Genomic DNA, 25,036 nt, shown 5'->3' on the forward strand with positions numbered 1-25,036 from the left:
GGTTACACCTTCAGGCGAGAGGAATGGGTGGCTTTGAGGACGTCCATCGTCATGACGTCGTCGACTTTCGGCTGCCCCGCGCGGAACTGGCCGAGCTGGCCGTACATCGCGATCTGCTCTTCCCAGACGCTCGCGTCCATCGCGCCCCATCCCTGGGTCTGCGTCGTCTGGTTGAACGCGTAGCTCATGAGCGAATCGATCGCGACGCGCTCGTCCGCCCGGTTCAGGTTCGGATACTCCTTCACGAGCAGATCGACGGCTTCGTCACGATGCGCGTTGGCATGGACCCAGCCGCGCGCGGTCGCCCGCAGGAAGGCCGCCACCGTCTCGGGATGATCCTTGAGCGTCGCGGTGGTCGTGTAGTACGGCAGCGCGTAGAGACGCACGCCGGTGTCCCACAGGCGCAGGTCCACGCGATCCGCGCCGAGCGGCTTCAAGGCCGTCGTGTTGGTTTGCCAGCCCGTCACCGCATCGACCTGGCCGGCCACGAGCGGCATCATGTCGGCGCCGACGGGCACGATCTTCACCTGGCTTTCGGCAATCTTGTGCTTCGCGAGCAGGGCCTTGAGCAGGACCATGCCGGTCGATTGAATGCCGATGCGCTTGCCGATCATGTCCTGCGGGGAGTGGATCGGCGCCTTCTTCAACGAGAAGAAGGTATAGGGATGCTGCTGGAGGCCGACTGCGATGCACTTGACGGGCAGCCCTTCCGACACGGCCAGCATGATGGACGGGCTCGATGAGATCTCGCCCGTCTGGAAGCGTCCCGATGCGACGATCGCGACGCCGTCGATGTTCGGGCCCCCCGGCTGGATGCGAAAGTCGATGCCTTCCTGCTCGTAGTAGCCGAGCCGCTTCGCCATTACCTCGCCGACCTGATTGCCGCCCGGCACCCAGCCGAGCTGCATGTTGACGGTCGCCAGGCCGCCCGCGAACGCGCGCACCGACAGCAACCCGCCGCTCGCGGCCATCGCCCCTGCGGCGAGGGTCCGCAGCGCGCGCCGCCGTCCTGCGTTTTCGATCAATGCCATCTTTATCTCCGATCTCTCCTGCATGGGAATCCCTTTCAAACTCGTGTGTTTCGGGTGATGGGTGATGCCGGTTGATCCCATTGTCAGCAGCCAAAAGTGTCCCCGCATAGCATCATTTTTGGCGATGAGCGATGCCGAAATTAGAGCGCCCGGCATTTACCCGGAGCGTGGTCCGTTCACAGAAAGCGTCCGCATTGCGCGCGGCCGCTGCTGGAACGCGCGCTAAAAATTCGCTCGCTGGTGGCCAAATTCGGTGCTATCCCGTGCGTTTTTTGTTCCGCAAGAATCTGTCGCAACCGAAGCGATTCGCAGTGTCGCCATGACTTCTTCGGTCATACGGGACGAAGTCGATCCGCGTCGAAGCACATATATCGATTCGTCATCCTTATCTATTCACGCAACGCTTCCGTTCAAATTCAAAAACCAGGAAAGCCATGAAACGACGTTTGTTGGTTCTCGCTGCAAGTGCGCTGTGCGTTCAGGCTGCTCATGCGCAGAGCAGCGTGACGCTGTATGGATTGATTTCGACAGGGATCGTGTACGCGAACAATCAGAAGGGTGCGGACAAGCAAGGCCATTCGACCTGGCAGTTTTCTAGCGGACCCATGCAGACGCCGCGCTGGGGCCTGAAGGGCACCGAAGATCTCGGCGGCGGCGTGAAGGCGATCTTCACGCTGGAGAACGGCTACAACATCGGCAACGGTACCTTGTCGCAAGGCGGACGGGAATTCGGGCGGCAAGCGTTCGTCGGACTTTCTTCGAACACGTTCGGCACGGTGACCTTCGGGCGTCAGTACGACGAGGCGGTCACGCTCTGCATGTTCGAGTCGGCGTGCCAGTTCGCGGCATATGGCGCGCATATCGGCGACAGCGACAACGTGTTCGATACCTTCCGCATCAATAACGCGGTCCAGTACAAGACCGTCGACTATGGCGGCTTTCAGGCGGAAGCGCTGTATGGTTTTTCGAATCGCGCGGGCGGGTTCTCCGACAACAACGCGTACAGCGCGGCGGTGCAATATCGCAGAGGACCGTTGTCGCTGGGCGCCGCGTTTCTTCTCGTCAATGAGCCGAACGATCCGAACAACACGAACGGCGCGGTGGTGGGCGACTACGGCTTCACTTCGCCGTTCGTCACCAATCCTGCGACGGGCGCGGGCGTGCGCAGGCAGATGATGTATGGCGCGGGCGGCGCTTATGCGATCGGAACCGTAAGCGCATCCTTCCTTTACACGAACGCGCGGTTCGACTATCTCGACGAATCGAGACTGACGCTGCAAAACTTCGAAGTCTCACTGACGGACTATGTATTGCCCGACCTGTTGCTGGGCGCGGCGTACATCTATACGACGGGTCAATACCATCCGCAGGATGCGGCGCCCGCATGGCATCAAGTGAACGCGGGACTCAACTACTTTCTGAGCAAGGGAACGGATCTGTTCCTCGTGGGCATCTATCAGCGGGCAACGAAGGATGCGCCGTATGCGCAGATCTACACGTTGTCTCCCTCGACGACGAAGACACAAGTGTCTGCGGTCGTGGGTTTGAGGCATCGGTGGTAGCGCTCCGATACTCGGCAAATGTGCGCGACCGATGCGTCGGACGCCGCGGCGCCATCATGTCGCTCGACGGCTGCGAGCGGCGCGCTCATCTCCTGATTCGATTCGTCGCCGGATGCCGCGCGGCGTTTCGATCATCTCCGGCGTCGCTTGTTCAGCGTAGTTTCGAAAATCCGCAAGCGCGTCTCGAGCGAAGATCGACGAACATCATACGCAGACAAATCGATCGTCGATTCGCTACCGCAATGCCCACTCGCCGTTAGACACGGGCCATTCCACGAAGCCCCTCATATGCACGGTCTTGTCCGCATCCTGCGGCACCTGCACGTCGTGGTGATCGGCTGAATGCCGGTCGGCATTGCGGATCTCGCGAGCCGTCACGGCGAAGTCGACTTCGTCCGCCTCGTGAAGAGCGCGGACCGTCATCGATCTGTTTTCCGCCTTTCGTGAGCGAATCGACTGTGCCTGAGGTCTCGGCTGACACCCTCGTTGTCATCGAAGACGACCGAGTTTGGCCGCCGATGATCACCATTCAAACTGGCCCTAATAGAGTAAATTTTTCTTCGCGAGTTATGCAACGAAAGGTTTTTTTACTGTGACAGGGATTTACATTCATCTCATAAGACGATAATCTTGCTGCCGTTGACCCGGTTTCCGGCAACGGTTGCCGATGCTGAGGAAGAGATCCTGAAATCTCGGGAATTTTGACCACAGCCGCGCAAACGTTACCTATTTCCGACAACGCCCGCCTTCGAATTGGCATCGCTGTCATTTCGTAAGGCCAACGCGGGCGAACGCGTTCGTTTGCTCGACTCCGCCATCCAGAGCGCTTGCCGTGGTGCGCGCTGCGCGCTGGACCTTATCAGTGAATCCGTGCTGCTCCGATTGCCCTTCAGCGCCTTGGCGTTGAGCACTCAAGCTTGCCTTTAAGGCATCGTTTGGATGACTAATCAATGTCATCCCGACGGCAACACGGACTACCGTGATCCAACGCCCGGTCGGGGGATCGCGCATCGCCGAAAAGTTCCGACAGCGCGCTGGAGCTCACGAGCATTACGCTAATAAATTAGTATTGCTAATTGTTATGACGAATCGAAAACAAACCTCCCTTCGCCTCTTCAAGGAATTTTCCGCCCGTAAAGCCACGGCAATCGCGGCAACGGTTCTCACGAGCGTGTTGCTCGCCGCGTGCGGCGGCGGCGGCGACAGCGCGGTGGACGCCGCGACCGCCAAGGACGCCGTGCCGGAGTCGACGGCGAAGGCTGCGACCAGCACGTCCATCTTCTACGGCATGAACGGCCGCAACACGAACGGTGGCGCGTACGACAGCACGGCCGTAGCGACGCAGCTTGCGCAACTGAAAGACCTCGGCGCGAGTATCTACCGTAACGACGTGTACAACCTGGCGTCGGCGAAGGTCGTTGCCAAGATCGCGCAGACGATGGCGGCCAGCGGCGTGACCGTGTATCCCGTGATCATGCTGGGCACCGGCTACAGCACCGAGCAGAACGCCTATAACGCGGGCTATACGCTTGGTCAACAGGTCGCGGGAACCTACAAGTACAAGTACTACGAAGTCGCCAACGAACTCGAGGCGCAGGCGCTCAAAGGCAACGTCGACGGTACGAACTGGACGCACTACAATAACCAGCCCTTCGTGATCGCGCGTGGCGTGATTCGCGGCCTGATCGCCGGCGTGAAGTCGGTGGACAGCTCGGCGAAGATCATCGTGAACGGCACCTGGCTGCACTACTCGTTCTTCCAGATGCTTATGGACGGCTCTCAGCCCGACGGCACGCACGGCCATCCCACCGTGAACTGGGACATCACCGCGTGGCACTGGTATTCGAACCAGGGCGACATGACGCATGCATGCGGCGGCACGGGTTGCTACGACATGCTGTCGGTGCTCCATTCGTTCGGCAAGCCGGTATGGATCAATGAATTCGGCGTGCGTCCGAACTACGGTACCGATCAGCAAATCGCGTCCTACATGGCGGGCAACCAGATGATGGCCCAATTCCAGAGCGTCGCGTCGAAGTACAACATTCAGTCGATCCAGGCGTTCGAACTCTATGACGACAACGAAGGCGCCTTCGGCCTGATGAAGTCGGACGGCCAGACGCCGAAGGATGCGTATTGGGCGTACAAGAACTTCGTTGCCAGCCATCCGATGTAATTTGCGCGGGGTCTCGTGACCCCGCTGAGTTACCCCTTCTTGCCGTCAGAGGCCTGTCTCCGCGAGCGACCCATTGTGGTCGCTCGCGGCGTTCTGGGCCCGCGCGCAGCACGGCTTGTCTCACGACGTGAGGGCGCAAGCGGTGCGCGTTGACCTGCGTCACAGGTTGTGATTGTCAGGCACTTCGCCCGATGGTCACCGTCTACGCGCGTCTCTTCCTGCAAAAAGGCCCAGGGCTTTCGCTTCCTGGGCCTGCCTCATTCCAGACATGAGTCGTGTTGTCGCTACTGCCACTTCGCGCTCTTATGGCGATTGCGGCCGATTACGTCCCACAGCTTTCTCGCCTGCTTCTGTGCCGACTTTGCATGGTCCTCGTGTTGCGCCTCTGTGGCGTGAGCGACGGTGGCGTCTCGCTTTGGGCGCTTGAACATTTCGGCGAATCTCATCGCAACCTCCTTCTGCGGCAAGGACACCGCAGAAATAGTGTACGCCGACTGCCAGCTGCATCGCATTTCGATGCGCCCGATTACGTTTCCCGTGAAACCAATGGATCGCGACCCTATTAAATCGCCCTCTTCTTTTGGGACTGACAAGGTGATGCGCTAGATCAACGAACGCGTTGATTTCTCGACATGCGCTCGCATGTCCACGGCACCGTCGCCATGGATCTCATCGGTGCCGGCGGTGCAGTTCGCTCAAAAGTCAATCCGTGTCAATCAGGCATGTCAGGCCGCGGGCCTCGCGACCGAAAACCTCTCGGGGCACATCGGGCAGCGCATCCGCTGGGCGCGCGGCATGACGCAGATCTTCCACATCGACAATCCGCTCACCGGCCGCGGCCTCAGGATCGGCCAGCGGCTCTGTTATCTCAACGGCATGCTGCACTTCTTCTACGGCGTGCCGCGCCTCGTGTTCCTCACGGCGCCGCTGTCGTATCTCTTCTTCGGCGCCCACGTGATCGAGGCGGCCGCGAGCACGATCGCGGTCTTCGCGCTGCCGCACATGATGCATGCGAGCATCACCAACTCGCGAATGCAGCGCAGCTTCCGCCATTCGTTCCGGGCCGAAGTGTATGAATCGGTGCTGGCGTCGTACATCACCGCGCCGACCCTGCTCGCCGTCATCAACCCCAAACTCGGCAAGTTCAACGTGACGGCCAAGGGCGGCCAGATCTCGAAGGATTACTTCGACTGGTATATCTCGCGACCTTATCTGCTGCTCCTGCTGCTGAACCTGCTCGGCTTCGTCGCGGGCATCGTGCATATCGTCATGTACTGGCACATCCGCAGCGAAGTGAACACGACGATCCTCAACCTCTGCTGGACCGTCTACAACATGCTGATTCTCGGCGCATCGGTGGCGGCGGCGAGCGAGCGGCGGCAAGTGCGCGCGACGCATCGCGTGACGATGAAGATGCCCGTGATGCTCAAGTTCTCGACCGGCCGCACGCTCGCGTGCGAGACCGTCGACTACTCGGAAGGCGGCGTGGGCGTCGCGCTGCCGAACAGGATCGAAGTGCCGATGCACGAACGCATCCGCGTTTCGCTCTTCCGGGGCGACGAGGAGTACGCGTTCCCGGCGACCGTCGGCTATACCGAGCCGGGCCGTGTCGGCCTGCGTTTTTCGCAGCTCACGCGCGAGCAGGAATACGACTTCGTCAAGACGACTTTCGCGCGCGCGGATGCCTGGACAGACTGGTCCGAGGGACGCCGCCCGGATACGCCGCTGCGCGGCCTGTCGCACGTGCTGCTGGTCGGCTCGCGCGGCATCACGGGATTGTTCGAGCATTTGTACAGCGACCTTCGTACCTGGATGAACAAGCGCTCAGTCGATGTGAAGAAGCTGAAAATCAAAGATCAATAATGGGCATGGGTATGTCGAAGTTTCGCGTCGAGAACGAAGCGGGCAAGCGCGCGCCGTGCTTTTACGAAAGACCGCTGGGCCGCGCGCGAATTGCTTTCATGGCCCTGCAGATCGCGTTCGCCGCGACGTTCGCTACGCTCGCCGCCGCGGCCACCGGTGCGCCGGGCGCGGCATCGGAAAGCGCGCAGCAAGCCACGGGCGTCGGCGCCGTGCCCGCGCCGGGTCCGGCCGTCGTGTACAACCCCGCCGCGATCGCGCAGCCCGCGCTCGCGATGCCCGTGCCCGCGTTCTCCGGCAAGCCCGACAAGCCGCTCGGCTCGCGCACGCCGACCACCGCCGACCCCGGCACGCTCGTGCCGGGCGGCCGCCGCCAGACGCTGAGCTTCTTCGATTACGGCGCGCTCGATCCGCTGCAATTGCGCGGCACCGACGGCCAGAACGGCATCGCGTTCTCCGTGCGCGGCGACGAAGTGGTGACGGCTGCGATCCTGCATCTGATCTACAGCTATTCGCCGTCGCTGCTGCCGTCGACCTCGCAGTTGAAGCTGCTCATCAACGGCGAAGTGGCCGCGACGCTGCCCGTGCCGCGCGAGCAGGCCGGCATGCTGGTCGCGCGCGACGTGGCGATAGATCCGCGCTTCATCACCGAATTCAACCACTTGAACGTGCAGTTGATCGGCCATTACACGCAGCAGTGCGAGGACCCGTCGAACTCGGCGCTGTGGGCGACGGTCAGCAACGCGAGCTCGCTCGACCTCACGTATGCGTCGATCGCGAGCAAGCCCGATCTCGCCGCGCTGCCGCAGCCGTTCTTCGACCGCCGCGACGTGCGCCGCCTCCAGCTGCCCTTCGTGTTCGCGGGAAAGCCGAGCCTGGGCGAGCTCGAAGCGGCCGGCATGGTCGCGTCGTACTTCGGCTCGCTCGCGGGCTATCGCGGCGCGATCTTCCCGGCGCAGACCGACAACGTGCCGCTCTCGGGCAATGCCGTCGTGTTCGCCGTCGGCGATGCGAAGGTCGCGGGCGTCGACATTCCGCCGGTTTCCGGCCCGACGATCGCGCTCGTCGAACGCGACGCCAACGCGCGCGGCCGGCTCCTCCTCGTGCTCGGCCGCGACGACAACGAGCTGAAGATCGCCGCGAAGGCGCTCGGGGTCGGTCAGAACACGCTCTCGGGCACGAGCGCGACCATCACGCAGTTCAACGACCTGCAGCCGCGCCGCCCGTACGATGCGCCGAACTGACTGCCGACCGACCGGCCCGTGCGTTTCGGCGAGCTCGCGGAAGCGCGCGACCTGACCGCGCACGGCTACGACGCCGACGCCGTGCGCGTGAACCTGCGCGTGCCGCCCGATCTCTTCATGTGGCAGACCAAGGGCGTGCCGATCGACCTCGGCTATCGCTACACCGTGCGTCCCGCGCCGGACCGCTCGTCGCTCAACATCAGCGTGAACAACGGCTTCGTGCAGTCGCTGCGCATTCCGGCAGTGTCGACCTCGACCTTCGATCTCGGCCACTACTTCAGCCGCGTGCTGCCGGACAAGACCGTCGCCGCGCGCCACGAGATCTACATCCCGCCACTGCTCATCACGCCGCGCGCGCAGTTGCGCCTGCACTTCTACTACGACATCCCGAAGACCGGCGAATGCCAGGGGCGCGTGCTGGATAACGTCATCGGCGCGATCGATCCGAATTCGACCATCGATCTTTCCGGCTTCCCGCACTACATGGCGCTGCCCGATCTCGCCGCGTTCGCGAACGGCGGCTTCCCGTTCACGCGCATGGCCGACCTGTCGCAGACGGCCGTCGTGCTGCCGAACGCGCCGAACCCGGCCGACTACAGCCTGTATCTGCTGGAAATGGGCCGCATGGGCGCCTCGACGGGATATCCGGTGACGGGCGTCACCGTGACGAGCCCGAACGATGTCGACCGCTTCGCCGACAAGGATCTGCTGATCCTCGGCTCGCCGGGACGCCAGCCGCTGCTGCAGCGCTGGGCGAAGCAGATGCCCTTTTCCGGCGACGGCGACACGCGCACCTTCCAGCTGTCCGACGTGGCGTTCAAGCTCGTCGACTGGTGGCATGGCGAGCAGGGCCCGGAACGCTCGCCGGCGCGCGCGGACCTGTCGCTCGTCAGCGCGAACGGCGATGCGCTCCTCACCGGCTTCGAATCGCCGCTCAAGAGCGGACGCAGCGCGGTGGCGCTCATCAGCGCGGCGGGCCAGTCGGACGCCGATCTCTCCGCCGCCCTGCTCGACAACGACCTGCTGCCGTCCATCCAGGGCGCGATGGCCGTGATCCACGGCCGCACGGTGACCGTCACGTCGAACGGCGAGGCTTATTATGTCGGCCATCTGTCGCCGATGCATTACATGCGCTGGGCGCTGTCTTCGCATCCGCTTCTGCTCGTGCTCTGCGGCGTGTTCGCCGCGCTCATCATCGCCGCCCTGTTCTACCGTGCGCTGCGCTCGATCGCGGCACGGCGACTGGGGAATTGATATGCGGGAAACATCCGCCAAGGTTCGTTCCGCCATCTCGACACTTTTCGCAGGCGCGCTGTGCGCCGCGACGGCCACCGGCGCCAACGCCGCCCAGCAATGCGACTGGCCCGCGTACCGCATCTTCGTCGAGCGCGTCGTGCAGGCCGACGGCCACGTGATCGACCGCTCGACCGAGGCTCAGCAGACGACCTCCGAGGGCCAGTCCTACGGCATGTTCTTCGCGCTCGTCGCCAACGACCGCGCGAGCTTCGACCGCCTGCTCGACTGGACGCGCACCAATCTGTCGGCCAATCAGTTCGATTCGAACAACGTGCGCCTGCCGCGTGGCAATGGGGCAGGAAGCAGGACGGCTCGTTCGGCGTGATGGATCCGAACCCGGCATCCGACGCGGATCTCTGGATCGCCTACGACCTGTTCCAGGCCGGCAGGCTGTGGAAGGAGCCGATGTACACGAAGCTCGCCTACGCCCTCGCGACGCAGATCGTGAAGCAGGAAGTCGTCGATCTGGCGGGTCTCGGGCCGATGCTCCTGCCCGGCCCGCAAGGCTTTCGCACGGGTGACGTGACCCGCCTGAATCCGAGCTACCTGCCGCTGCCGCTTCTGCGCGGCCTCGCGCATGAAATGCCGGATGGCCCGTGGACGAAGCTCGCGCAGAGCGCCGAGCGGATGATCCGGGTCACCTCGCCGCGCGGCTATGCGCCGGACTGGGCGGCTTACCGAACGAAAGAGAACGGCCAGTTCGTCGTCGATCCGAACAACGGCGACACCGGCAGCTACGACGCGATTCGCGTCTATCTGTGGGCCGGCATGACGGCGAGCAGCGATCCGCTCGCGCGGCCGTGGCTCGATGCGCTTTCCGGCATGCGCCAGAGCGTCGCGCAGACGGGCTTGCCGCCGGAGAAGGTTCAGGTGACGACCGGCGCGGCAAGCGGCGAAGGTCCGCTTTCCTACTGGGGCGCGCTGGCGCCCTACTTCAAGGCGCTGAACGACGAACGCGGCCTGGGACTCGCGCGCGCGCATCTCGAGGCGCTGATCGCGCCGCCGGGCGCGGGGCGCGAGCCGGTCTACTACGACCGCGTGCTGGGCCTTTTCGGCGGCGGTTTCGTCGAGGGGCGATATCGCTTCGATGAAAACGGCCGTCTCTTGCCGAACTGGAGAAGCGCATGCTGATCCGGACAAGGAAACGCACTCTCGCCTTCCACGTCGTGGTAGCCATCGCGGCGGCCGCGCCGGTGTGCGCCTTCGCTCAGGCCACGGCCGATCCGCTGACCGTGCTCATCGACCAGGGCAAATACTGGCAGGCGCACAAGCGCGGCGACCTCGCGGAACAGGCGTGGCAGAAGGTGCTGCGCATCGATCCCAAGCAGCCCGATGCGCTCTTCGGCATGGGCATGGTGCTCGCCGACCGCAAGGACGGCAGCGGCGCGCAGCAGTATCTCGCGCAGTTGCGCCAGGTCGCGCCGACCTATCCGAACATCGACGAGCTCGGCCGGCGCCTCGGCGAAACGAGTGCGCGCGATCTGACCGTGAACGACGCGCGCCGCCTCGCGCAAAGCGGACATCGCGCTTCGGCGGTGCAGGAATACCGGCGCGCGATCGAGGGCAAGCCCGCGACGCCCGCGCTGCAACTCGAGTATTACCAGGCGCTCGCCGCAACCGCGCAAGGCTGGGACGAAGCGCGCCGCGGCCTCGAACAGCTGGCGCGCCAGAATCCCGACGATCCGCGCTATCAGCTCGCCTATGCGCAGCATCTGACCTATCGCGACTCTACGCGGCGCGACGGCATCGCGCGGCTCGCGAAGCTGTCGGGCGACCGCGCGGTCGGGGCCGACGCGAGGAAGAGCTGGCGCCAGGCGCTGCTGTGGCTCGGCGCGCGCGCATCCGATGCGCCGCTCTTTCAGGCGTATTTGCAGATCGCACCGGACGATGCCGCCGTGAAGGCGCGCTTCGATTCGATGGTGCAGCAGGACAAGGCCGCCCGCGAACGCGCGCAGGCCGACGCCACCGTCGATGCGCGCGGGCGCACCGTCGTGGAAGGCTTCACCGCGCTCGACCGTGGCGACGTCGTCACGGCGCGCGCGCGTTTCTCCTCCGTTCTGGCCAGCAATCCGAACGACGCCGACGCGCTCGGCGGCATGGGCGTCGCGGCGCTCAAGCAGGAGCGCTTCGCGGAGGCCCGCACGTATCTGGAACGCGCATCGCGCGCCGGCAATCCGGCCCGCTGGAAGGACGCGCTCACGAGCGCGACCTACTGGACATACACGAGCGATGCGATCGGCGCGCGCAGCAATGGCCAGATCGCGCAAGCGAAGGCGCTGTTCGAGCGCGCGATCGCCGTCAATCCGTCCGATGTCACCGCGCAGACGCTGCTCGGCGAAATGCTGCTCGCGAACGGCGATCCGCGCGGCGCGGGACAAGCGTATCGCATGGCGCTGCGCCGTCAGGCCGACAATCCCGATGCGATTCGCGGGCTCGTCGGCGCCTTGGCCGCGCAGGGACGCGGCGACGAGGCGCTCGAATTCGCCAATCGCTTGAACGCGGAGCAGCAGGCGAAAGCCGGCGGCATCAACAAGCTGCGCGGCGAAGCGCAGGCCGCGCAGGCGCGCGCCGCCGAAGCGCGCGGCGATCTGGGCACGGCGCGCAGTCTCTTCGAAGACGCGCTGCTCAACGATCCCGACGATCCGTGGCTGCGGCTCGATCTCGCGCGCATCTACGTGCGTCAGGGTGCGGTCGGCAACGCGCGCAGCATGATGGACGGCCTGCTCGCGACGCATCCCGACATGACCGACGGGCTCTACGCGAGCGCGCTGCTGTCCGCCGAAACGCAGGACTGGTCGACGGGTCTCGCGCAGCTGGAGCGCATCCCCGCCGCGCAGCGCACGCCCGCGATGACCGGCCTGCAGCATCGTCTTTGGGTGCAGCAGCAGGCCGAGCTCGCGACGCGCGCCGCCGCTGCGGGCCAGCGCCAGCAGGCATTCGCGATCCTCCACCGCGCCGAGCCGGTCGCGGCGGGCAATGCGGAACTGACGGGCGCGCTCGCGTCGGCGTATCTGAAGGCGGGCGATCCGTCGCGGGCGCTCTTGCTCGTGCGCGGCGCGATCGCCAGTGCGCGGAACGACACCGGTCTGCTCCTGCAATACGCGGGCATTCTGTCGGCGACGCAGCAGGAGGCCGAGCTCGGCTCCGTGATGCAGCGCCTTCAGTCGCTGCCGCTCACGACACAGCAGCGCGCGGACTTCAACAACCTGAACGTGGGCATCGTCGTGGCGCGCGCCGATGCCGTGCGCCAGCGCGGCGATCTCGCGGCCGCCTACGACGTGATCGCGCCGTGGCTCGCCGCGATGCCCGACAACGCCGACCTGCAGGCGGTGCTCGGCCGCATGTACACGTCGGCGGGCGATGACCGCAATGCGCTCTCGTGCTATCAGAACGCGCTCGTGCGCCGCCCCGACGATGTCCGCCTCCAGACGGCGGCGATGTCGGCCGCGAGCGGCGCGCGCGATTTCAAGCTGGCCGAATCGCTCGCGAATCAGGCTTATGACGCCGCGCCGAACGATCCGGGCGTGCTCGCCGCGATCGGCCGGATGTATCGCGCGCAGGGCAAGCTGGATCTCGCCGCACAGTTCCTGCAACGCTCGCTCGTGGCGGCGAATACGCCGGCGGTGACTTCGTCCGGTCAGGCGCGCGGCAATGTTCCGCCCGGCTGGGAAACCGCGATGAGCCGCATCGGCTCCAATCCGCTGCCCGGCACCAATCCGTTCGAAGGCAAGACGGCGGTCGACGCGGCGTCGAGCCCGGCGCTCGCGTCCGGCGCGTCCTATCGCCAGGCCCTTCCTCAGAATTATTCGCAGCCCGTGCCGAACTATCTGCCGCCTCCCCAGCCCGCGATCCATACGACGCCCTATGTGGCGCCCTATGTGGCGCCTTCTTCCGCTCCGACCACGTTGCTGGCCCCCGCGCCCCAGGGCGCGCCGCATTCGGCGAGCGGCTACGGACCCGACATGTACGGCTCGGGACAATCGGGCGCGCCGCTCCAGCCGTATCCGGGACAGGGAGCGCAGCCGTATCAGCAGGCGCCTGTTTATCAGCCTTACCCGCAGCAGCAGTCGTATCCGCAACAGGCGCCTTACGCCGCCCAGCAGGATCCGTATGTGTCGCCCTGGCCGATGTCGCCCGGCGCGCGTGAAGCGCAATCGAACGCCTATTCCGATGCATCACCGCCCGCCGCCGGCGGTCGCGCGAGCGCATCGAATGCGAAGCGCTCGACGTCGTCGCGCAAGAGCACCACCGCGCGTCCCGCGGATCCCCATGCCTACGGCGCGCCGCCGCCGCAGCAGTACGTGCAGGCGCCGTATGTCCAGCAGCCGCAGCCGTACTACCCGCCGCAACAATACGCGCCGCAGCCCTACATCCCCCAGCCGCCCGCGGGTTACGCGCAGCCCTACTACCCGTCGCAGGCGCAGCCGTCGCAGCGCGCCGCCGCAGCGGCGACGATGAGCGCCGGTGGCATTCCCGCGCCGATCGCGAATTCGCAGACGGCGGGCGTCGCGGAAGAACTCGCGCAGATCAACCGCGAGCAGGCCAGCACCATCTCGGGCGGCATCCTCTTCCGCAGCCGCGACGGCGAGGACGGCCTCTCGAACCTCACCGACATCGAAGCGCCCATCGAAGGCCGCATCAAGGCGGGCAACGGCCACGTGATCGTGCGCGCAACGCCCGTCACGCTCGACGCCGGCACCGCCAGCAGCGCGCCGGGCACGCAGGCGCGCTTCGGCCTCGGCCTGGGCACGCCGGCGGCGGCGCTCGGGCTGAGTTACGGCTCGCAGACGGCGTCGGGGGTCGGGCTTTCGGTCGGCTACGAAAACCGCAACTTCAAGGGCGATGTCGGCACGACGCCGCTCGGCTTCCGCGAAACGAACGTCGTCGGCGGCGTGCAGTATCAGAACGCCATCACCGACAAGGTGTCGTACTCGATCGCCGTCGCCCGGCGCGCGGTCACCGACAGCCTGCTCTCCTACGCCGGCGCGCGCGATGCCACCGTGAACTTCGAATGGGGCGGCGTGACATCGAGCGGCGCGCGCGCCGACCTCGGCTGGGACGACGGCACGAGCGGCGTCTACGTGAACGCAACGTACCAGTTCCTCGACGGCCACAATGTCGCGACCAACAACGCCGTGAAGGGCGGCGGCGGCGTCTATACGCGCATCGTCAAGGATGCGGACCAGACGCTGACCGTCGGCGCCAACACCACGCTGATGCACTACGACAAGAACCTGTCGTACTTCACCTACGGGCAAGGCGGCTACTTCAGCCCGCAGCAGTACGTGATTCTCAACTTCCCGATCGAATACATGGGACGCACGGGGCTCTTCTCGTACGACCTGAAGGGCTCGATCGGCGTGCAGCATTATCGGCAGGACGCGTCGGATTATTTCCCGACCTGGTCCGACTATCAGAAGCTCTACGCGCGGACGAACCTCGCGCCGGACGCGGGCGCGGTTTATCCCGGCCAGAGCAAGACGGGTGTGTCGTACTCGCTCAACGCGACCGGCGAATACCAGCTCGCGCCGCAACTGGCCTTCGGCGCGACGGCTTCGTTCGGCAACGCGTATCAGTATCGCGAGTGGCTCGCCGCCGTGTACGTGCGCTACAGCTTCACGCGCCTGAGCGGCGTGCAGCCGGTGTTCCCGCCGCAGGCGTTCAGCTCGCCGTATCTGTCGCTGTCGAATTGATCGGTCTGCGCGCGTGCTTCGAATGACAGCCCGCTGCCGCGTTCACGCGGAAGCGGGCTGCATGACCCGATTGCGCCCGCACGCCTTCGCGTTGTAGAGCGCTTCGTCGGCGACGCGGATGAGCGCGCTGACATCCACATCCAGCTCCGGCCGCCAGCTCGCGAGACCGATGCTCGCGGTAACCCGTCCGTATTCGCTGCCCGCATGCTCGATGGCGAGATCGCTGATGGCCTTGCGGATCTTCTCGGCGATGCACCTCGCGCCATCGGCCGACGTATCGGGCAGGACGACGACGAACTCCTCGCCGCCGTAGCGCGCCGCGGTATCGGCAGGGCGACGGATGTTCTCGCCGATGCAGTGCGCGACGGCGGCGAGCGCATCGTCGCCGGCCTGGTGGCCGTATGCGTCGTTGTAGGCCTTGAAACGGTCGATATCGACGAAGAGCAGCGAAAAGAGGCTGCGCGTGCGGCGTGCCCTGCGCCATTCCTGATCGAGAATCTCGCCGAGCGTCCGGCGGTTGTGCAGCCCCGTCAGTCCGTCGGTGCGCGCCAGCAATTGCAGCTCGGATTCCGCGCGCATGCGCCGCCTGAACTGCGCGGCCAGCACGAACGAGAGCGTGACGAAGCCGAGCGCAAGCACGCCCATCAGCGAGCCGATGATGATCGCGCGCCGCCGCCATGCCGCGTAGATGTCCTCTTCCCCTTCGGCCACCATGATGATCAACGGCAGCTCCGGGAAATTACGAAAATAGTACAGGCGGCGCGCACCGTCGATCGAGGAAGTGTCGATGAAGCTTCCCTCCGCGGACGCGCGAAACCGCTTGAAGGTGTCGGCCTGGCTGATGTCGCGACCGATCACGTTGGCATCGAAAGGTTGACGCATGATCATGACGCCGTCCCGGCCGATCAAGGACACGGCGCCGTGCGGCCCCAGCGAAAGCCCGGCGAAAAGTTTGTGGAAGTATTCAAGATTGACGGCGATCATCGCGACACCCGCAAACGAGCCGTCGGGATTCGACAGCCGCCGGCTCAGTGCGATGCTGGGCGCGCCTTCGCGCAGCCGTGATGCGTACGGACTGCTGATATAGAGCCCGGCACCCGGGTTATCGCGCTGAATCGTGAAATAACGGCGGTCCGCGAAGCTGCCCTGTCGGGGCGACAGACTGCCCGAGTCGATGACGATCCGTCCGGTCGGATCGAGCACCAGCATCGAACCGAGAAACCGGGCGCTGGCGGCACGGTCGAACAGAACATCGTTTCGCAGCTTGGGCGGCAACGCCATGACGTCCGGGCGTGCAACGCCATCGACAACGGCCTGCAGAGACAACTCGTAAAGCTCGAAATTCCGTTCGATGTCCCGCTCGGCGAGCAGCGCCAGATTGCGCGAAGTGTCGCGCGCGCGGTCGAGGGCATCGAGTCTGCCCTGATAAAGGACGAGCGCGCAGAGTCCCACCATGACGAGCGCGATGAGGGCGCCGCACAGCACGATCGCATTCGGCGTCGAAAGGTGGTGCTGACGCGCGGTCGGGGACGCATACGGGGTCGGGTCGTTGGTCGTGTCGGTAGCCACCTGGAAATTTCCGGGAGTTTGTCTCTCGTTCTTGGAGTCGCTCCAAACGAGGTCGATGAGCGAACGATCCGATATTTTCTTCTATTTTCTCGAAACGAAGTGCAACGGGGCGTCATGCCTGCTTCCAGTCCCGGTCCGCGCTTCGGGCAACGCGGGGCAATCGGCGCCGGTCGCAGACGAAGTGACGCGAGTCTCACGTGCCTTTGGCCTGCGACCGCGCAAGGTCTCTTCCGGGATTGGCGAGCACACTTCCGATCAGCATGCCCGCGCCCCGGAAGACGACCCCGTCGGTGACCGAATCCAGCAACCGGCGGCTGCCAGTTGACTCATTCAAGCCGAAACATCGACAATCTGCACCGCCCAGATGATGTACCGACCGACGGGAGTCGTCATGACCTTGCGCCTGAACACATCGCGATACCGGTGGATTCTCAAGGGAACGATTGCACTCCTGTGGAGCGTGATCTCCGCTTCGGCCATCGCCGCGGCGAGCGCAACGGATCCGGCCTCCGGTGAAGCGCCCCTCGAGCCGAGGAGAAGCAGCACGGCCCCTCCCGACCATAGCGCCACCACCCCACGTGCCGAGCGGACCGAAGCACAGCCGGACAACGCATTCAGCGATTCCGACACCACCCATCACCGCGCGCAAGCGCAAACGCCGGTTCCTGTGCCACCAGAGGCAAGCTCGGTCACGCGGCACACGATCCGGATTGGCGGCAAGACCATCGACTACACCGCGACGGCCGGAAACCTGCTCTTGCGCGACAACGCCGGTCGCGCTACGGCTAGCGTCTTCTACGTCGGCTACACGGTCAATGGGAAAGACAGCGCCGCCCGCCCCATCACGTTTCTGTTCAACGGCGGTCCAGGAACCGCCAGCGTGTTCCTGCTGATGGGCTCGATCGGGCCCAAGCGGGTACGAACGGCAAGCCCGGCGGTCACGCCACCGGCACCTTACGTTCTGGCGGACAACCCGGACACCCTGCTCGATCGCTCCGATCTCGTCTTTATCGATGCGGTGGGAACGGGGTTGTCCCGGCCGGTTGGCCGCGCCACCAACAAGGATTTCTGGGGCGTCGACAAGGATCTCGAAGCATTCGGGCATTTCATCGAGCGGTACCTGACTGTCGCACGGCGCTGGAATTCACCGAAGTACCTGTTCGGCGAATCGTACGGCACCGCGCGTGCCGCGATGCTGGCGTACCGGCTGAATCAGGACAACATCGCTCTGAACGGTGTCATCCTGTTGTCGTCCGTGCTTGACTCCGCGGCGTTCGCGCCGGGATCGGATTTCGAGAGCGTGAGTTACCTGCCGACCTTCGCCGCGATTGCGTGGTATCACGACAGGATCACGCCGAAGCCGCCGGATCTGGCCGCCTTTCTGGAGGAGGTGCGCGCCTTCGCACGCGGTCCGTATGAGCAGGCGCTGGCGCTCGGCGACCAGCTTTCCGACACCGAGCGCGACCAACTGGCCGCACGCATTTCCGGTTACACCGGACTCGATCAGCAGTATGTAAAAGAGACGCGCCTCCGTGTGTGGCCAACGCGCTTCCGCAAGCAGTTGCTCAGGAGCGAGTCGCGCAGTCTGGGCCGATTCGACGCCCGCTTCGAAGGAATCGATTTTGACGATGCAGGAGAGCGGCCGGAATACGATCCGTCGGCGAGCAGCATTTCCGGCGCGTTCGACGCCGCGCTACATCAGCATCTCGCTCAGGACCTCGACTACAAGGTGGACGATCGCTATCGCGTCTTCAATAACGACACGTTGAAGCAGTGGGACTGGAAGCATCGGGAAAACTGGGGCGAAGAGCTTTCGTTGCCGTACGCCGCCGGCGATCTCGCCGCGACGATGCGGCAGAATCCCGCGATGCGCGTGCTGTCGCTGAACGGCTACTTCGATCTGGCGACGCCGTTCTATGCGACCGAATTCGCGTTGTCGCATCTAGGGCTCGACAAGTCGTTACGCGGCAACGTTCAGATCACCTATTACCCGACTGGGCACATGATCTATCTGGATGACGCCGCGCTGCACGCGTTGAAGTCGGACCTCGCGGGATTTTACGATAGGGGCGGCGACAAGGCGGCCAGGATGGAACGCTAATGTTCGCTCTTCAAGTCGAAACGGTCGCTGGCTCCATGTTCCTGCGGTGAGCTTACTGTCCCGCACCAGCGCCTGTTCCCGCCTTTTTCTGAGCGTTCTGAATGCCTACAGCGGTCACGATCGCCGACAGAGAGAGGGTGGCGATCCTTGCTTTCCCTACCAGGCGTACAAAGCGCGGACACCCGATCACCTGGATGAGCCATACGACCCGATCCGGATCGGGGCATCAGTGTTCGTTCGCGTCGCACCACTGGATCGCCCATCGCTGTGCCGCCTCGACGGCATCCGCGTCGCTTCGATAGTCGCCGATGTCGCCCGACCATTTCACCTCGTGGTCATCGTCACCCTCCGAGGACCGCCGGAAGATCTTTGCGCGGGCATAGTAACGGCCACCCTCCTCGAGACACGAGGCGTCGATGTGAAACTGCTTGTAGTCGAACTTCATGATCGTCTCCACAGCCATCTGTCCGCGCCATGCTTGCCGCGCCCGGCACGGTGACGGGCGAAGCAAGCTGGCAAGATCTGCAATCGGGCGATGAGTACATCCATACTACGACGGTACCGGCATTCGTCACTCGTCCCGGTTGTTCATTCGTCGTCCAACGGACCGGTCCAACGCGTGCACCCGTCCTTCGATGGACACGCTCTATGCCCGCATGGGCCCATCCGTATCCCCCGCCTCGATCCCGGGCATCTCGAGCTGTTGCCCGCGCGCGCCATCGTCGACCAGCCGGAGCATCAGTTCCGCCAGCGCGCGCCCCGTCCCGTGCCCGGTCGGCTGCACGACGGCCGTGACACGATGAGGATGCGCGACGTCCTGCGGCACGCCGTCATAGACGATCAACGACATGTCGTGACCGAGGCGCAGCCCGCTATCGACCAGCGCGCGAAACGCGCCGCCGCCCGCGATATTGTTGTCGACCAGCAGCGCAGTCGGGCGTTCGGCGCGCGCGAGCAGCGCCTGCGTCGCCTGCAGGCCGCCATCGCGCGTAAACGGACACTCGACGAGCAACGCCGGATCCGGTTCGACGCCGGCCTCGCGCATCGCGGCGAGAAAGCCCGTGCGCCGCTGCGCGGCAAAACTCAGCGCAAGCGGCGCGCTGATCATCGCGATGCGCCGGTGCCCGAAGCCGATCAGGCGGCGCACGGCATCCCGCGCGCCGGCTTCGTTGTCGAAGTCGAACCACGCGTACGGCCCGGCAACCTGCGTGCGGCCATATGCGACGTATGGAAACCCGCGCGACTGCAGATAGGCGACGCGCGGATCGTCGACGAGCGTGCGCGCAACGATTAGCCCGTCGACCAGCTTACCGTCGACGAGCCGCCGATACGTGTCGAGTTCGGCGTGCGGTCGCGCGGACGCGATCACGAAATCGAGGTTGCGCTCGGCGAGCCGCTCGGTGATCCCCGCAACGACTTCCCCGAAGCGCGGATCGCCCAGGTCGCCCGCATCGAACGGATAGACGATCCCGATCATATCCGCCCGCCCCGTCGCAAGCCGTCGCGCGGTCGGATCCGCGACATAGCCCATTTCCTGCGCGGCCTTCACCACGCGTTCGCGCGTCGTCTCGCTGACGTCGTCGTAACCGTTCAACGCACGGCTGACCGTCGTGCGCGAGAGCCCGAGCGCATCCGATAGCGCCTTCAGATTCACCTTCACCGTCGTTCCTTGCATTCTGAATTTCGCGCGGCGAGCCGATTTTCGGCAATTATTTCCGCACGGTAATCACTACCGTCAAAAATTTATCTTTTGACGTCCAAACCGGTTTGGACTAGCATCCAAACCGGTTTGGATCTTGATGGCCGTCAGCCGTTCCTTTTCACGATCTTTGGAAACAACGACGAGATGACATACTTTCCCCTTTTCCGTTCGACTCAGGGCAAACGTTTGCTGCTTGCTGGCGGCGCACTGACTGCCTTCACGGCCGCTTCGCACGCGCAGACCGCCGGCGCCCCCGCGCCCACGCCGCACACGCAGCAGGCCTATGACCCGGAAGGCAGCTTCACGATGCGCTGGACGCGCGCCGACATCCGCCAGATCGTCGCGCAGTCGCACACCGCGAACGGCGTCGACAAGAACTCGCTGCCGCAGGCGCTGACGATGCCGGACATCCCGCAGGATTTTCCGCTGATCAACCCGAACGTGTGGGTCTGGGATACGTGGCCGCTCGCTGACCTGCGCGCGAACCAGCTCAGCTACAAGGGCTGGGAGGTGATCTTCTCGCTCACCGCCGACCCGCATGCCGGCTACACGTTCGACGACCGCCACGTGCATGCGCGGATCGGCTTCTTCTATCGCCGCGCGGGCATTCCCGCGTCGCAGCGCCCGGCAAATGGCGGCTGGACCTGGGGCGGCCACCTGTTCCCGGACGGCGCGAGCGTGAAGGTGTTCGGCACCACGCCGATGACCAACAACGCCGAATGGTCGGGCTCGGCGCGCCTCCTGCACGGCGACAACGTCAGCCTCTACTACACCGCGACGTCGTTCAACCGATCGGCGCCGGGTGGCGCCGACATCACGCCGCCCGTCGCGATCATCACGCGCGCCGACGGTCACATCCATGCCGACGACAATCACGTCTGGTTCAGCGGCTTCGACGATCACAAGGCACTGCTGCAGCCTGACGGCAACTATTATCAGACGGGCCAGCAGAACACCTATTTCTCGTTCCGCGATCCGTTCGTGTTCACCGACCCGGCGCATCCCGGCAAGACCTACATGGTCTTCGAGGGCAACACGGGCGGCCCGCGAGGTTCGCGCACCTGCACCGAAGCCGACCTCGGCTACGCGCCGACCGATCCGTACAGGGAAGATCTCGACGCGGTGATGAATTCGGGCGCAGTGTATCAAAAGGCCAACGTCGGCCTCGCGGTTGCAACGAACCCGCAGCTGACCGAGTGGAAGTTCCTGCCGCCGATCCTGTCGGCGAACTGCGTGGACGATCAGACGGAGCGTCCGCAGATCTACTTGAAGGACGGCAAGTACTACCTGTTCACGATCAGCCACCGCACGACGATGGCGGCGGGCGTCGACGGCCCGGACGGCGTCTACGGCTTCGTCGGCAACGGCATCCGCAGCGACTTCCTGCCGCTGAACGGCGGCAGCGGCCTCGTGCTCGGCAATCCGACGGACTTTGCGGCGCCCGCCGGCGCGCCGTATGCGCAGGATCCGAACCAGAACCCGCGCGAATTCCAGTCGTATTCGCACTATGTGATGCCGGGCGGTCTCGTCGAATCGTTCATCGATGCGATCGGCCCGCGCCGCGGCGGCACGCTCGCGCCGACGGTGAAGATCAACATCAACGGCGCGTCGACGGCGGTCGACCGCTTCTACGGACGCGACGGGCTCGGCGGCTACGGCGACATTCCGGCGAGCCTGCCCGCGCAAGGCGCCGGTCACAACGCCGGCAATCCGGGCAACGGCGACTGAAACAACGGTAACGGCAATCGCCGGGGCGTGTCGCGTGCGCGCCCCCGTTCACTTCCTGTTGCCGAACCGCGCATGCCGCCGTCACGGGCGGCATGCGTCCTTTTTCCCGCTTCGCCCGTCGAGGCACGAAACCACGCATGAGATCGATGCCTCACCGCTTTTCCCTTCGTATCGCGCCGCTGCTGATCGCGGGCCTGTCAGGCGCACACATCGCGGCCGCGTCCTGCGCCCCGCCTCCCGAAGACGGCACGCCGCAATGGCGGCCGGCGCTCCATTACACGCCGCAGCGCAACTGGATGAACGATCCGAACGGCCTCGTCTACGAGAATGGACGCTACCACCTGTTCTATCAGTACAATCCGCTCGGCAACGACTGGGGCAACATGTCGTGGGGCCATGCGACCAGCACGGACCTCGTCCACTGGCGTGAGCAGCCGGTCGCGATGCACGCGAGCGCGACCGAGGAGATCTTCTCCGGCTCGATCGTCGCCGACACGCGCAACACGTCGGGGCTCGGCGCGCCCGGCAAGACACCGCTCGTTGCGCTGTACACGAGCGCCTACAAGGATGGCTCCGGCCATGCACCGGGCACCCAGGCGCAATCGCTCGCCTACAGCCTCGATCACGGCGCGACCTGGCAGCCCTACGCGCACAATCCGGTACTCACGCTCGATCCCGAATCGAAGCAGTTTCGCGACCCGAAAGTATCGTGGTACGCGCCCGGTGGATACTGGCTGATGACGACCGTCGTCGCCGACGCGCATGTCGTGAAGCTCTACCGGTCCGGCGATCTGATCCACTGGACGTTCCTGAGCGATTTCACGCTGCCGGGTGTCCCGCACGACGGCGCGCTGTGGGAAATGCCGGACCTCGTGCCGCTGCCGCTCGACGGTGATGCCCGGCGCATCAAATGGGTAATGATCGTCAATGTGAATCCGTGGTCGATCGCGGGCGGGTCCGGATCGATGTATTTCGTCGGCGATTTCGACGGCCGCACGTTCACGCCGGACCGGGTCGCGCCGGCCGGTTCCGATCCCGCGCAATTCCGATGGGTCGATCACGGCGCCGACTTCTATGCGGCCGGCACATTCTCCGGTGCGCCCAGTGTGCGTCCGGTCGCGATCGCGTGGATGAGCAATTGGGACTACGCAGCGAAAGCGCCGACGACACCATGGCGCGGCGCGATGACATTGCCGCGCGAGCTGGCGCTCACGACGATCGGCGACGAACCGTGGCTCATCGTCACGCCGGCCGCGGCGTTCGACGCGTGGGCGAGCGCCGGCAGGCCCGCGACTCGTCTCGACGACCTGAGCGTCAGGTCGACGCTGACCGAACTGCCGGCCGCGACGCGCGGCATCGTGCAGCGCATCACGTTGTCGCTCGCGCCGCAGGGCGCCTCCCGCGCGGGGCTCGTCGTGCGGCGTTCGGCTAACGGCGCAATCGGCACGAAGATCGTGTACGACACCGCAACCAGGACGCTGATGCTCGACCGCTCGCAATCGGGTGAAGCGAATTTTTCGAGTGCCTTCAGCAAGCAGCACATCGTGAACCTGCCGCTCGAGCATGGACGGCTGAAGCTCGAGATCATCGTCGATCGCGGTTCGATAGAAGTCTTCGCGAACGGCGGCCGCGTCGCGCTCACGGACCTGATCTTCCCGCCGCGCGACGCGGACCGCATCGCCGTATTTTCAGAAGGCGGCAGCGCAACCTTTGGAGAGCTGACGGTGACCCGGCTCGCGGACAGCGGCGACGACAACCACGTGTGCGCATCGCGCCAGGCACCGCCCGGTGGCCGTTGACGCCTCGATGGCCCGCGACGGCGGCCACGCATCAGTCGCGCGATGCGCTTCACCGCGCGGTAATGCCGTTCGATGGCGCTGTTCAGATACCTCGTCTGGCGGATCTCGAGCGTCGGCTGGTTACCGAGGCTAAAACTTCGCGCGAATGCCGATACCGAATGTCTCACCGTGTGATTCGCCCGAGATCTTGTCATCCAGGTACGCAGCATATACATCGGTTCGTTTGGAGAGCGGGTAGTCGTAGCCTATCGCCCACGTCTTCCGGGTCTGATCGAAACCGCCGGAATCCCTCGAATAGGCATACGACGCCATGACCTTGCCGTCCGCGATCGGGACCGTGAAACCTGCTTGACCGGTGCTTACGTGGTAGTTGCCGGACGCCACCGAATTGTGCGTATACATGTATTGTCCGTATAGCTTGAGCACCTTGAAATCGTAGGTCAAGCCAAGCTGGCCGATACTTTGGCTGTGCAGACCGGCGACGACGTTTGCCGACCCCGGATTCGAGAAGTCATTGGCAACGTTCCTGTAGTTCACGTACTGGTAGACAGCGGTAGCACTGAGCGCGCCGTTCAAGTACAGCAATTGCGCACTGTCTTTATGCTGACCCGCCGCGCCTGCCTCGTTACCGAACGAATACATTACCGAGCCGCTCAGCCCGGAGAAGTTCGGCGAAGTGTATGCAACCGAGTTGCTCCAGCCGGAGTCGCCAATGGCGCCCTGGTCTGTCCGGTAGGCAGGAAAGGTGCTCGTGCCGAGGTACGTGTGATAGATCATCGGTGAAAACACGTACGAATCAACGAACGGGTTAAAGAGGATCGTCGAAACAAACAGATTCGACGTGACGCGGCCCGCTATCAGCGTGCCGTAGGGTGACTGTATCCCCGTATAGGCATTACGGGCGAAGAACGTGTCTCCCTGGAAACGCCCGATCTGGCCGTTCTGAGCCCGGTAAAACGCTTCCAGCGCAAAGATCGCCTTGTATCCACCGCCGAGATCCTCGCTGCCCTTCATGCCCCAGTACGAAGTGGACATCCCGCCGCCCGAGACGACCCACGCGCGCTGGTTGCCAGGGAATTTCTGAGAACCGATCCATTCGTCCACTTGACCATAGAGCTGTATGCTCGATTGCGCGTGAGCCGACGCTGCGGACAGCGTCGCAATAGCAAGTGCGGTCAAGCTCACCGTTTTCGGTCTGCGGCATCCCGTTCGTTGTCTCGATTTCATATGGTCTCCAGTTGATGATCGTGGGTGAGCGCGGCCGCAAGACAGACG

General features: G+C 64.7%; 13 protein-coding genes and 3 pseudogenes. 10 read left to right on the plus strand and 6 right to left on the minus strand.

Going from position 1 to position 25,036, the window contains the following annotated elements; genetic code table 11:
- Nucleotides 1-2 precede the first annotated feature (2 nt).
- The gene (locus AWB83_RS05440; RefSeq protein WP_087043230.1) at nt 3-1,031 is read right to left on the minus strand and encodes an ABC transporter substrate-binding protein; all 1,029 of its coding nucleotides are present in this window, start codon (nt 1,029-1,031) and stop codon (nt 3-5) included.
- A gap of 434 nt (nt 1,032-1,465) precedes the next feature.
- On the opposite strand from AWB83_RS05440, the gene AWB83_RS05445 reads away from it, so the two are divergent.
- A complete protein-coding gene (locus AWB83_RS05445) occupies nt 1,466-2,593 on the plus strand; it encodes a porin (protein WP_087043231.1) in 1,128 nt (375 codons plus the stop codon).
- A gap of 234 nt (nt 2,594-2,827) precedes the next feature.
- Here AWB83_RS05445 and AWB83_RS36720 read toward each other — a convergent pair whose 3' ends face one another.
- The gene (locus AWB83_RS36720) at nt 2,828-3,016 is read right to left on the minus strand and encodes a hypothetical protein (RefSeq protein ID WP_087043232.1); all 189 of its coding nucleotides are present in this window, start codon (nt 3,014-3,016) and stop codon (nt 2,828-2,830) included.
- A 658-nt stretch (nt 3,017-3,674) separates the two neighbouring features.
- Between AWB83_RS36720 and AWB83_RS05455 the strand changes: the two genes are divergently transcribed.
- From AWB83_RS05455 to AWB83_RS05480, 5 genes and pseudogenes are all read left to right on the plus strand, one after another.
- Entirely contained in the window at nt 3,675-4,769 is a 1,095-nt protein-coding gene (locus AWB83_RS05455) for a glycosyl hydrolase (RefSeq protein WP_087043233.1), read from the plus strand.
- A 726-nt stretch (nt 4,770-5,495) separates the two neighbouring features.
- Nucleotides 5,496-6,632, plus strand: a pseudogene (locus tag AWB83_RS05465) (PilZ domain-containing protein); the annotation flags it as partial.
- Nucleotides 6,632-9,127: pseudogene (gene bcsB, locus AWB83_RS05470) on the plus strand (cellulose biosynthesis cyclic di-GMP-binding regulatory protein BcsB). The pseudogenes AWB83_RS05465 and bcsB, both read left to right, overlap by 1 nt.
- Nucleotide 9,128: 1 nt before the next feature.
- Nucleotides 9,129-10,300, plus strand: a pseudogene (gene bcsZ / locus AWB83_RS05475) (cellulose synthase complex periplasmic endoglucanase BcsZ).
- Nucleotides 10,294-14,862: a cellulose synthase subunit BcsC-related outer membrane protein gene (locus tag AWB83_RS05480; RefSeq protein ID WP_087043235.1), complete on the plus strand. Its 4,569-nt coding sequence runs from the start codon at nt 10,294-10,296 to the stop codon at nt 14,860-14,862. Before bcsZ ends, AWB83_RS05480 begins: the two are co-directional and overlap by 7 nt.
- Before the next feature lie 42 nt (nt 14,863-14,904).
- Here AWB83_RS05480 and AWB83_RS05485 read toward each other — a convergent pair whose 3' ends face one another.
- A complete protein-coding gene (locus AWB83_RS05485) occupies nt 14,905-16,347 on the minus strand; it encodes a sensor domain-containing diguanylate cyclase (protein WP_374729089.1) in 1,443 nt (480 codons plus the stop codon).
- A gap of 139 nt (nt 16,348-16,486) precedes the next feature.
- Between AWB83_RS05485 and AWB83_RS35990 the strand changes: the two genes are divergently transcribed.
- Both AWB83_RS35990 and AWB83_RS05490 read left to right on the plus strand, forming a co-directional pair.
- Nucleotides 16,487-16,756 (plus strand): hypothetical protein, encoded by a 270-nt coding sequence (locus AWB83_RS35990; RefSeq protein WP_143750018.1) that lies wholly within the window; start codon nt 16,487-16,489, stop codon nt 16,754-16,756.
- Nucleotides 16,757-16,822: 66 nt separating this feature from the next.
- A complete protein-coding gene (locus tag AWB83_RS05490; RefSeq protein ID WP_087043424.1) occupies nt 16,823-18,532 on the plus strand; it encodes a S10 family peptidase in 1,710 nt (569 codons plus the stop codon).
- Nucleotides 18,533-18,758: 226 nt separating this feature from the next.
- On the opposite strand, the gene AWB83_RS05495 is transcribed toward AWB83_RS05490, so the two are convergent.
- Together AWB83_RS05495 and AWB83_RS05500 are read right to left on the minus strand one after the other, a co-directional pair.
- The gene (locus tag AWB83_RS05495) at nt 18,759-18,977 is read right to left on the minus strand and encodes a hypothetical protein (RefSeq protein WP_087043425.1); all 219 of its coding nucleotides are present in this window, start codon (nt 18,975-18,977) and stop codon (nt 18,759-18,761) included.
- 201 nt (nt 18,978-19,178) lie between these two features.
- On the minus strand, nt 19,179-20,207 hold the full coding sequence (locus tag AWB83_RS05500) for a substrate-binding domain-containing protein (RefSeq protein WP_087043236.1): 1,029 nt from the start codon (nt 20,205-20,207) through the stop codon (nt 19,179-19,181).
- A gap of 171 nt (nt 20,208-20,378) precedes the next feature.
- Between AWB83_RS05500 and AWB83_RS05505 the strand changes: the two genes are divergently transcribed.
- Together AWB83_RS05505 and AWB83_RS05510 are read left to right on the plus strand one after the other, a co-directional pair.
- Entirely contained in the window at nt 20,379-21,962 is a 1,584-nt protein-coding gene (locus AWB83_RS05505) for a glycoside hydrolase family 68 protein (protein WP_087043426.1), read from the plus strand.
- Between the two features lie 137 nt (nt 21,963-22,099).
- Nucleotides 22,100-23,761, plus strand: a complete 1,662-nt coding sequence (locus tag AWB83_RS05510) for a glycoside hydrolase family 32 protein (RefSeq protein WP_087043237.1) — start codon at nt 22,100-22,102, stop codon at nt 23,759-23,761.
- A gap of 129 nt (nt 23,762-23,890) precedes the next feature.
- On the opposite strand, the gene AWB83_RS05515 is transcribed toward AWB83_RS05510, so the two are convergent.
- Nucleotides 23,891-24,988: a porin gene (locus AWB83_RS05515; RefSeq protein ID WP_087043238.1), complete on the minus strand. Its 1,098-nt coding sequence runs from the start codon at nt 24,986-24,988 to the stop codon at nt 23,891-23,893.
- Nucleotides 24,989-25,036: the final 48 nt, after the last annotated feature.

The sequence above is a fragment of the Caballeronia ptereochthonis genome, from assembly GCF_001545075.1.
Classification (GTDB): domain Bacteria; phylum Pseudomonadota; class Gammaproteobacteria; order Burkholderiales; family Burkholderiaceae; genus Caballeronia; species Caballeronia ptereochthonis.

Coding starts and splice junctions, on each gene's coding strand:
- AWB83_RS05440 (WP_087043230.1), bottom strand. CDS start 1,031: ATGGCATTGATCGAAAACGCAGGACGGCGGCGCGCGCTGCGGACCCTC.
- AWB83_RS05445 (WP_087043231.1), top strand. CDS start 1,466: ATGAAACGACGTTTGTTGGTTCTCGCTGCAAGTGCGCTGTGCGTTCAG.
- AWB83_RS36720 (WP_087043232.1), bottom strand. CDS start 3,016: ATGACGGTCCGCGCTCTTCACGAGGCGGACGAAGTCGACTTCGCCGTG.
- AWB83_RS05455 (WP_087043233.1), top strand. CDS start 3,675: ATGACGAATCGAAAACAAACCTCCCTTCGCCTCTTCAAGGAATTTTCC.
- AWB83_RS05480 (WP_087043235.1), top strand. CDS start 10,294: ATGCTGATCCGGACAAGGAAACGCACTCTCGCCTTCCACGTCGTGGTA.
- AWB83_RS35990 (WP_143750018.1), top strand. CDS start 16,487: ATGAGCGAACGATCCGATATTTTCTTCTATTTTCTCGAAACGAAGTGC.
- AWB83_RS05490 (WP_087043424.1), top strand. CDS start 16,823: ATGACCTTGCGCCTGAACACATCGCGATACCGGTGGATTCTCAAGGGA.
- AWB83_RS05495 (WP_087043425.1), bottom strand. CDS start 18,977: ATGAAGTTCGACTACAAGCAGTTTCACATCGACGCCTCGTGTCTCGAG.
- AWB83_RS05500 (WP_087043236.1), bottom strand. CDS start 20,207: ATGCAAGGAACGACGGTGAAGGTGAATCTGAAGGCGCTATCGGATGCG.
- AWB83_RS05505 (WP_087043426.1), top strand. CDS start 20,379: ATGACATACTTTCCCCTTTTCCGTTCGACTCAGGGCAAACGTTTGCTG.
- AWB83_RS05510 (WP_087043237.1), top strand. CDS start 22,100: ATGAGATCGATGCCTCACCGCTTTTCCCTTCGTATCGCGCCGCTGCTG.
- AWB83_RS05515 (WP_087043238.1), bottom strand. CDS start 24,988: ATGAAATCGAGACAACGAACGGGATGCCGCAGACCGAAAACGGTGAGC.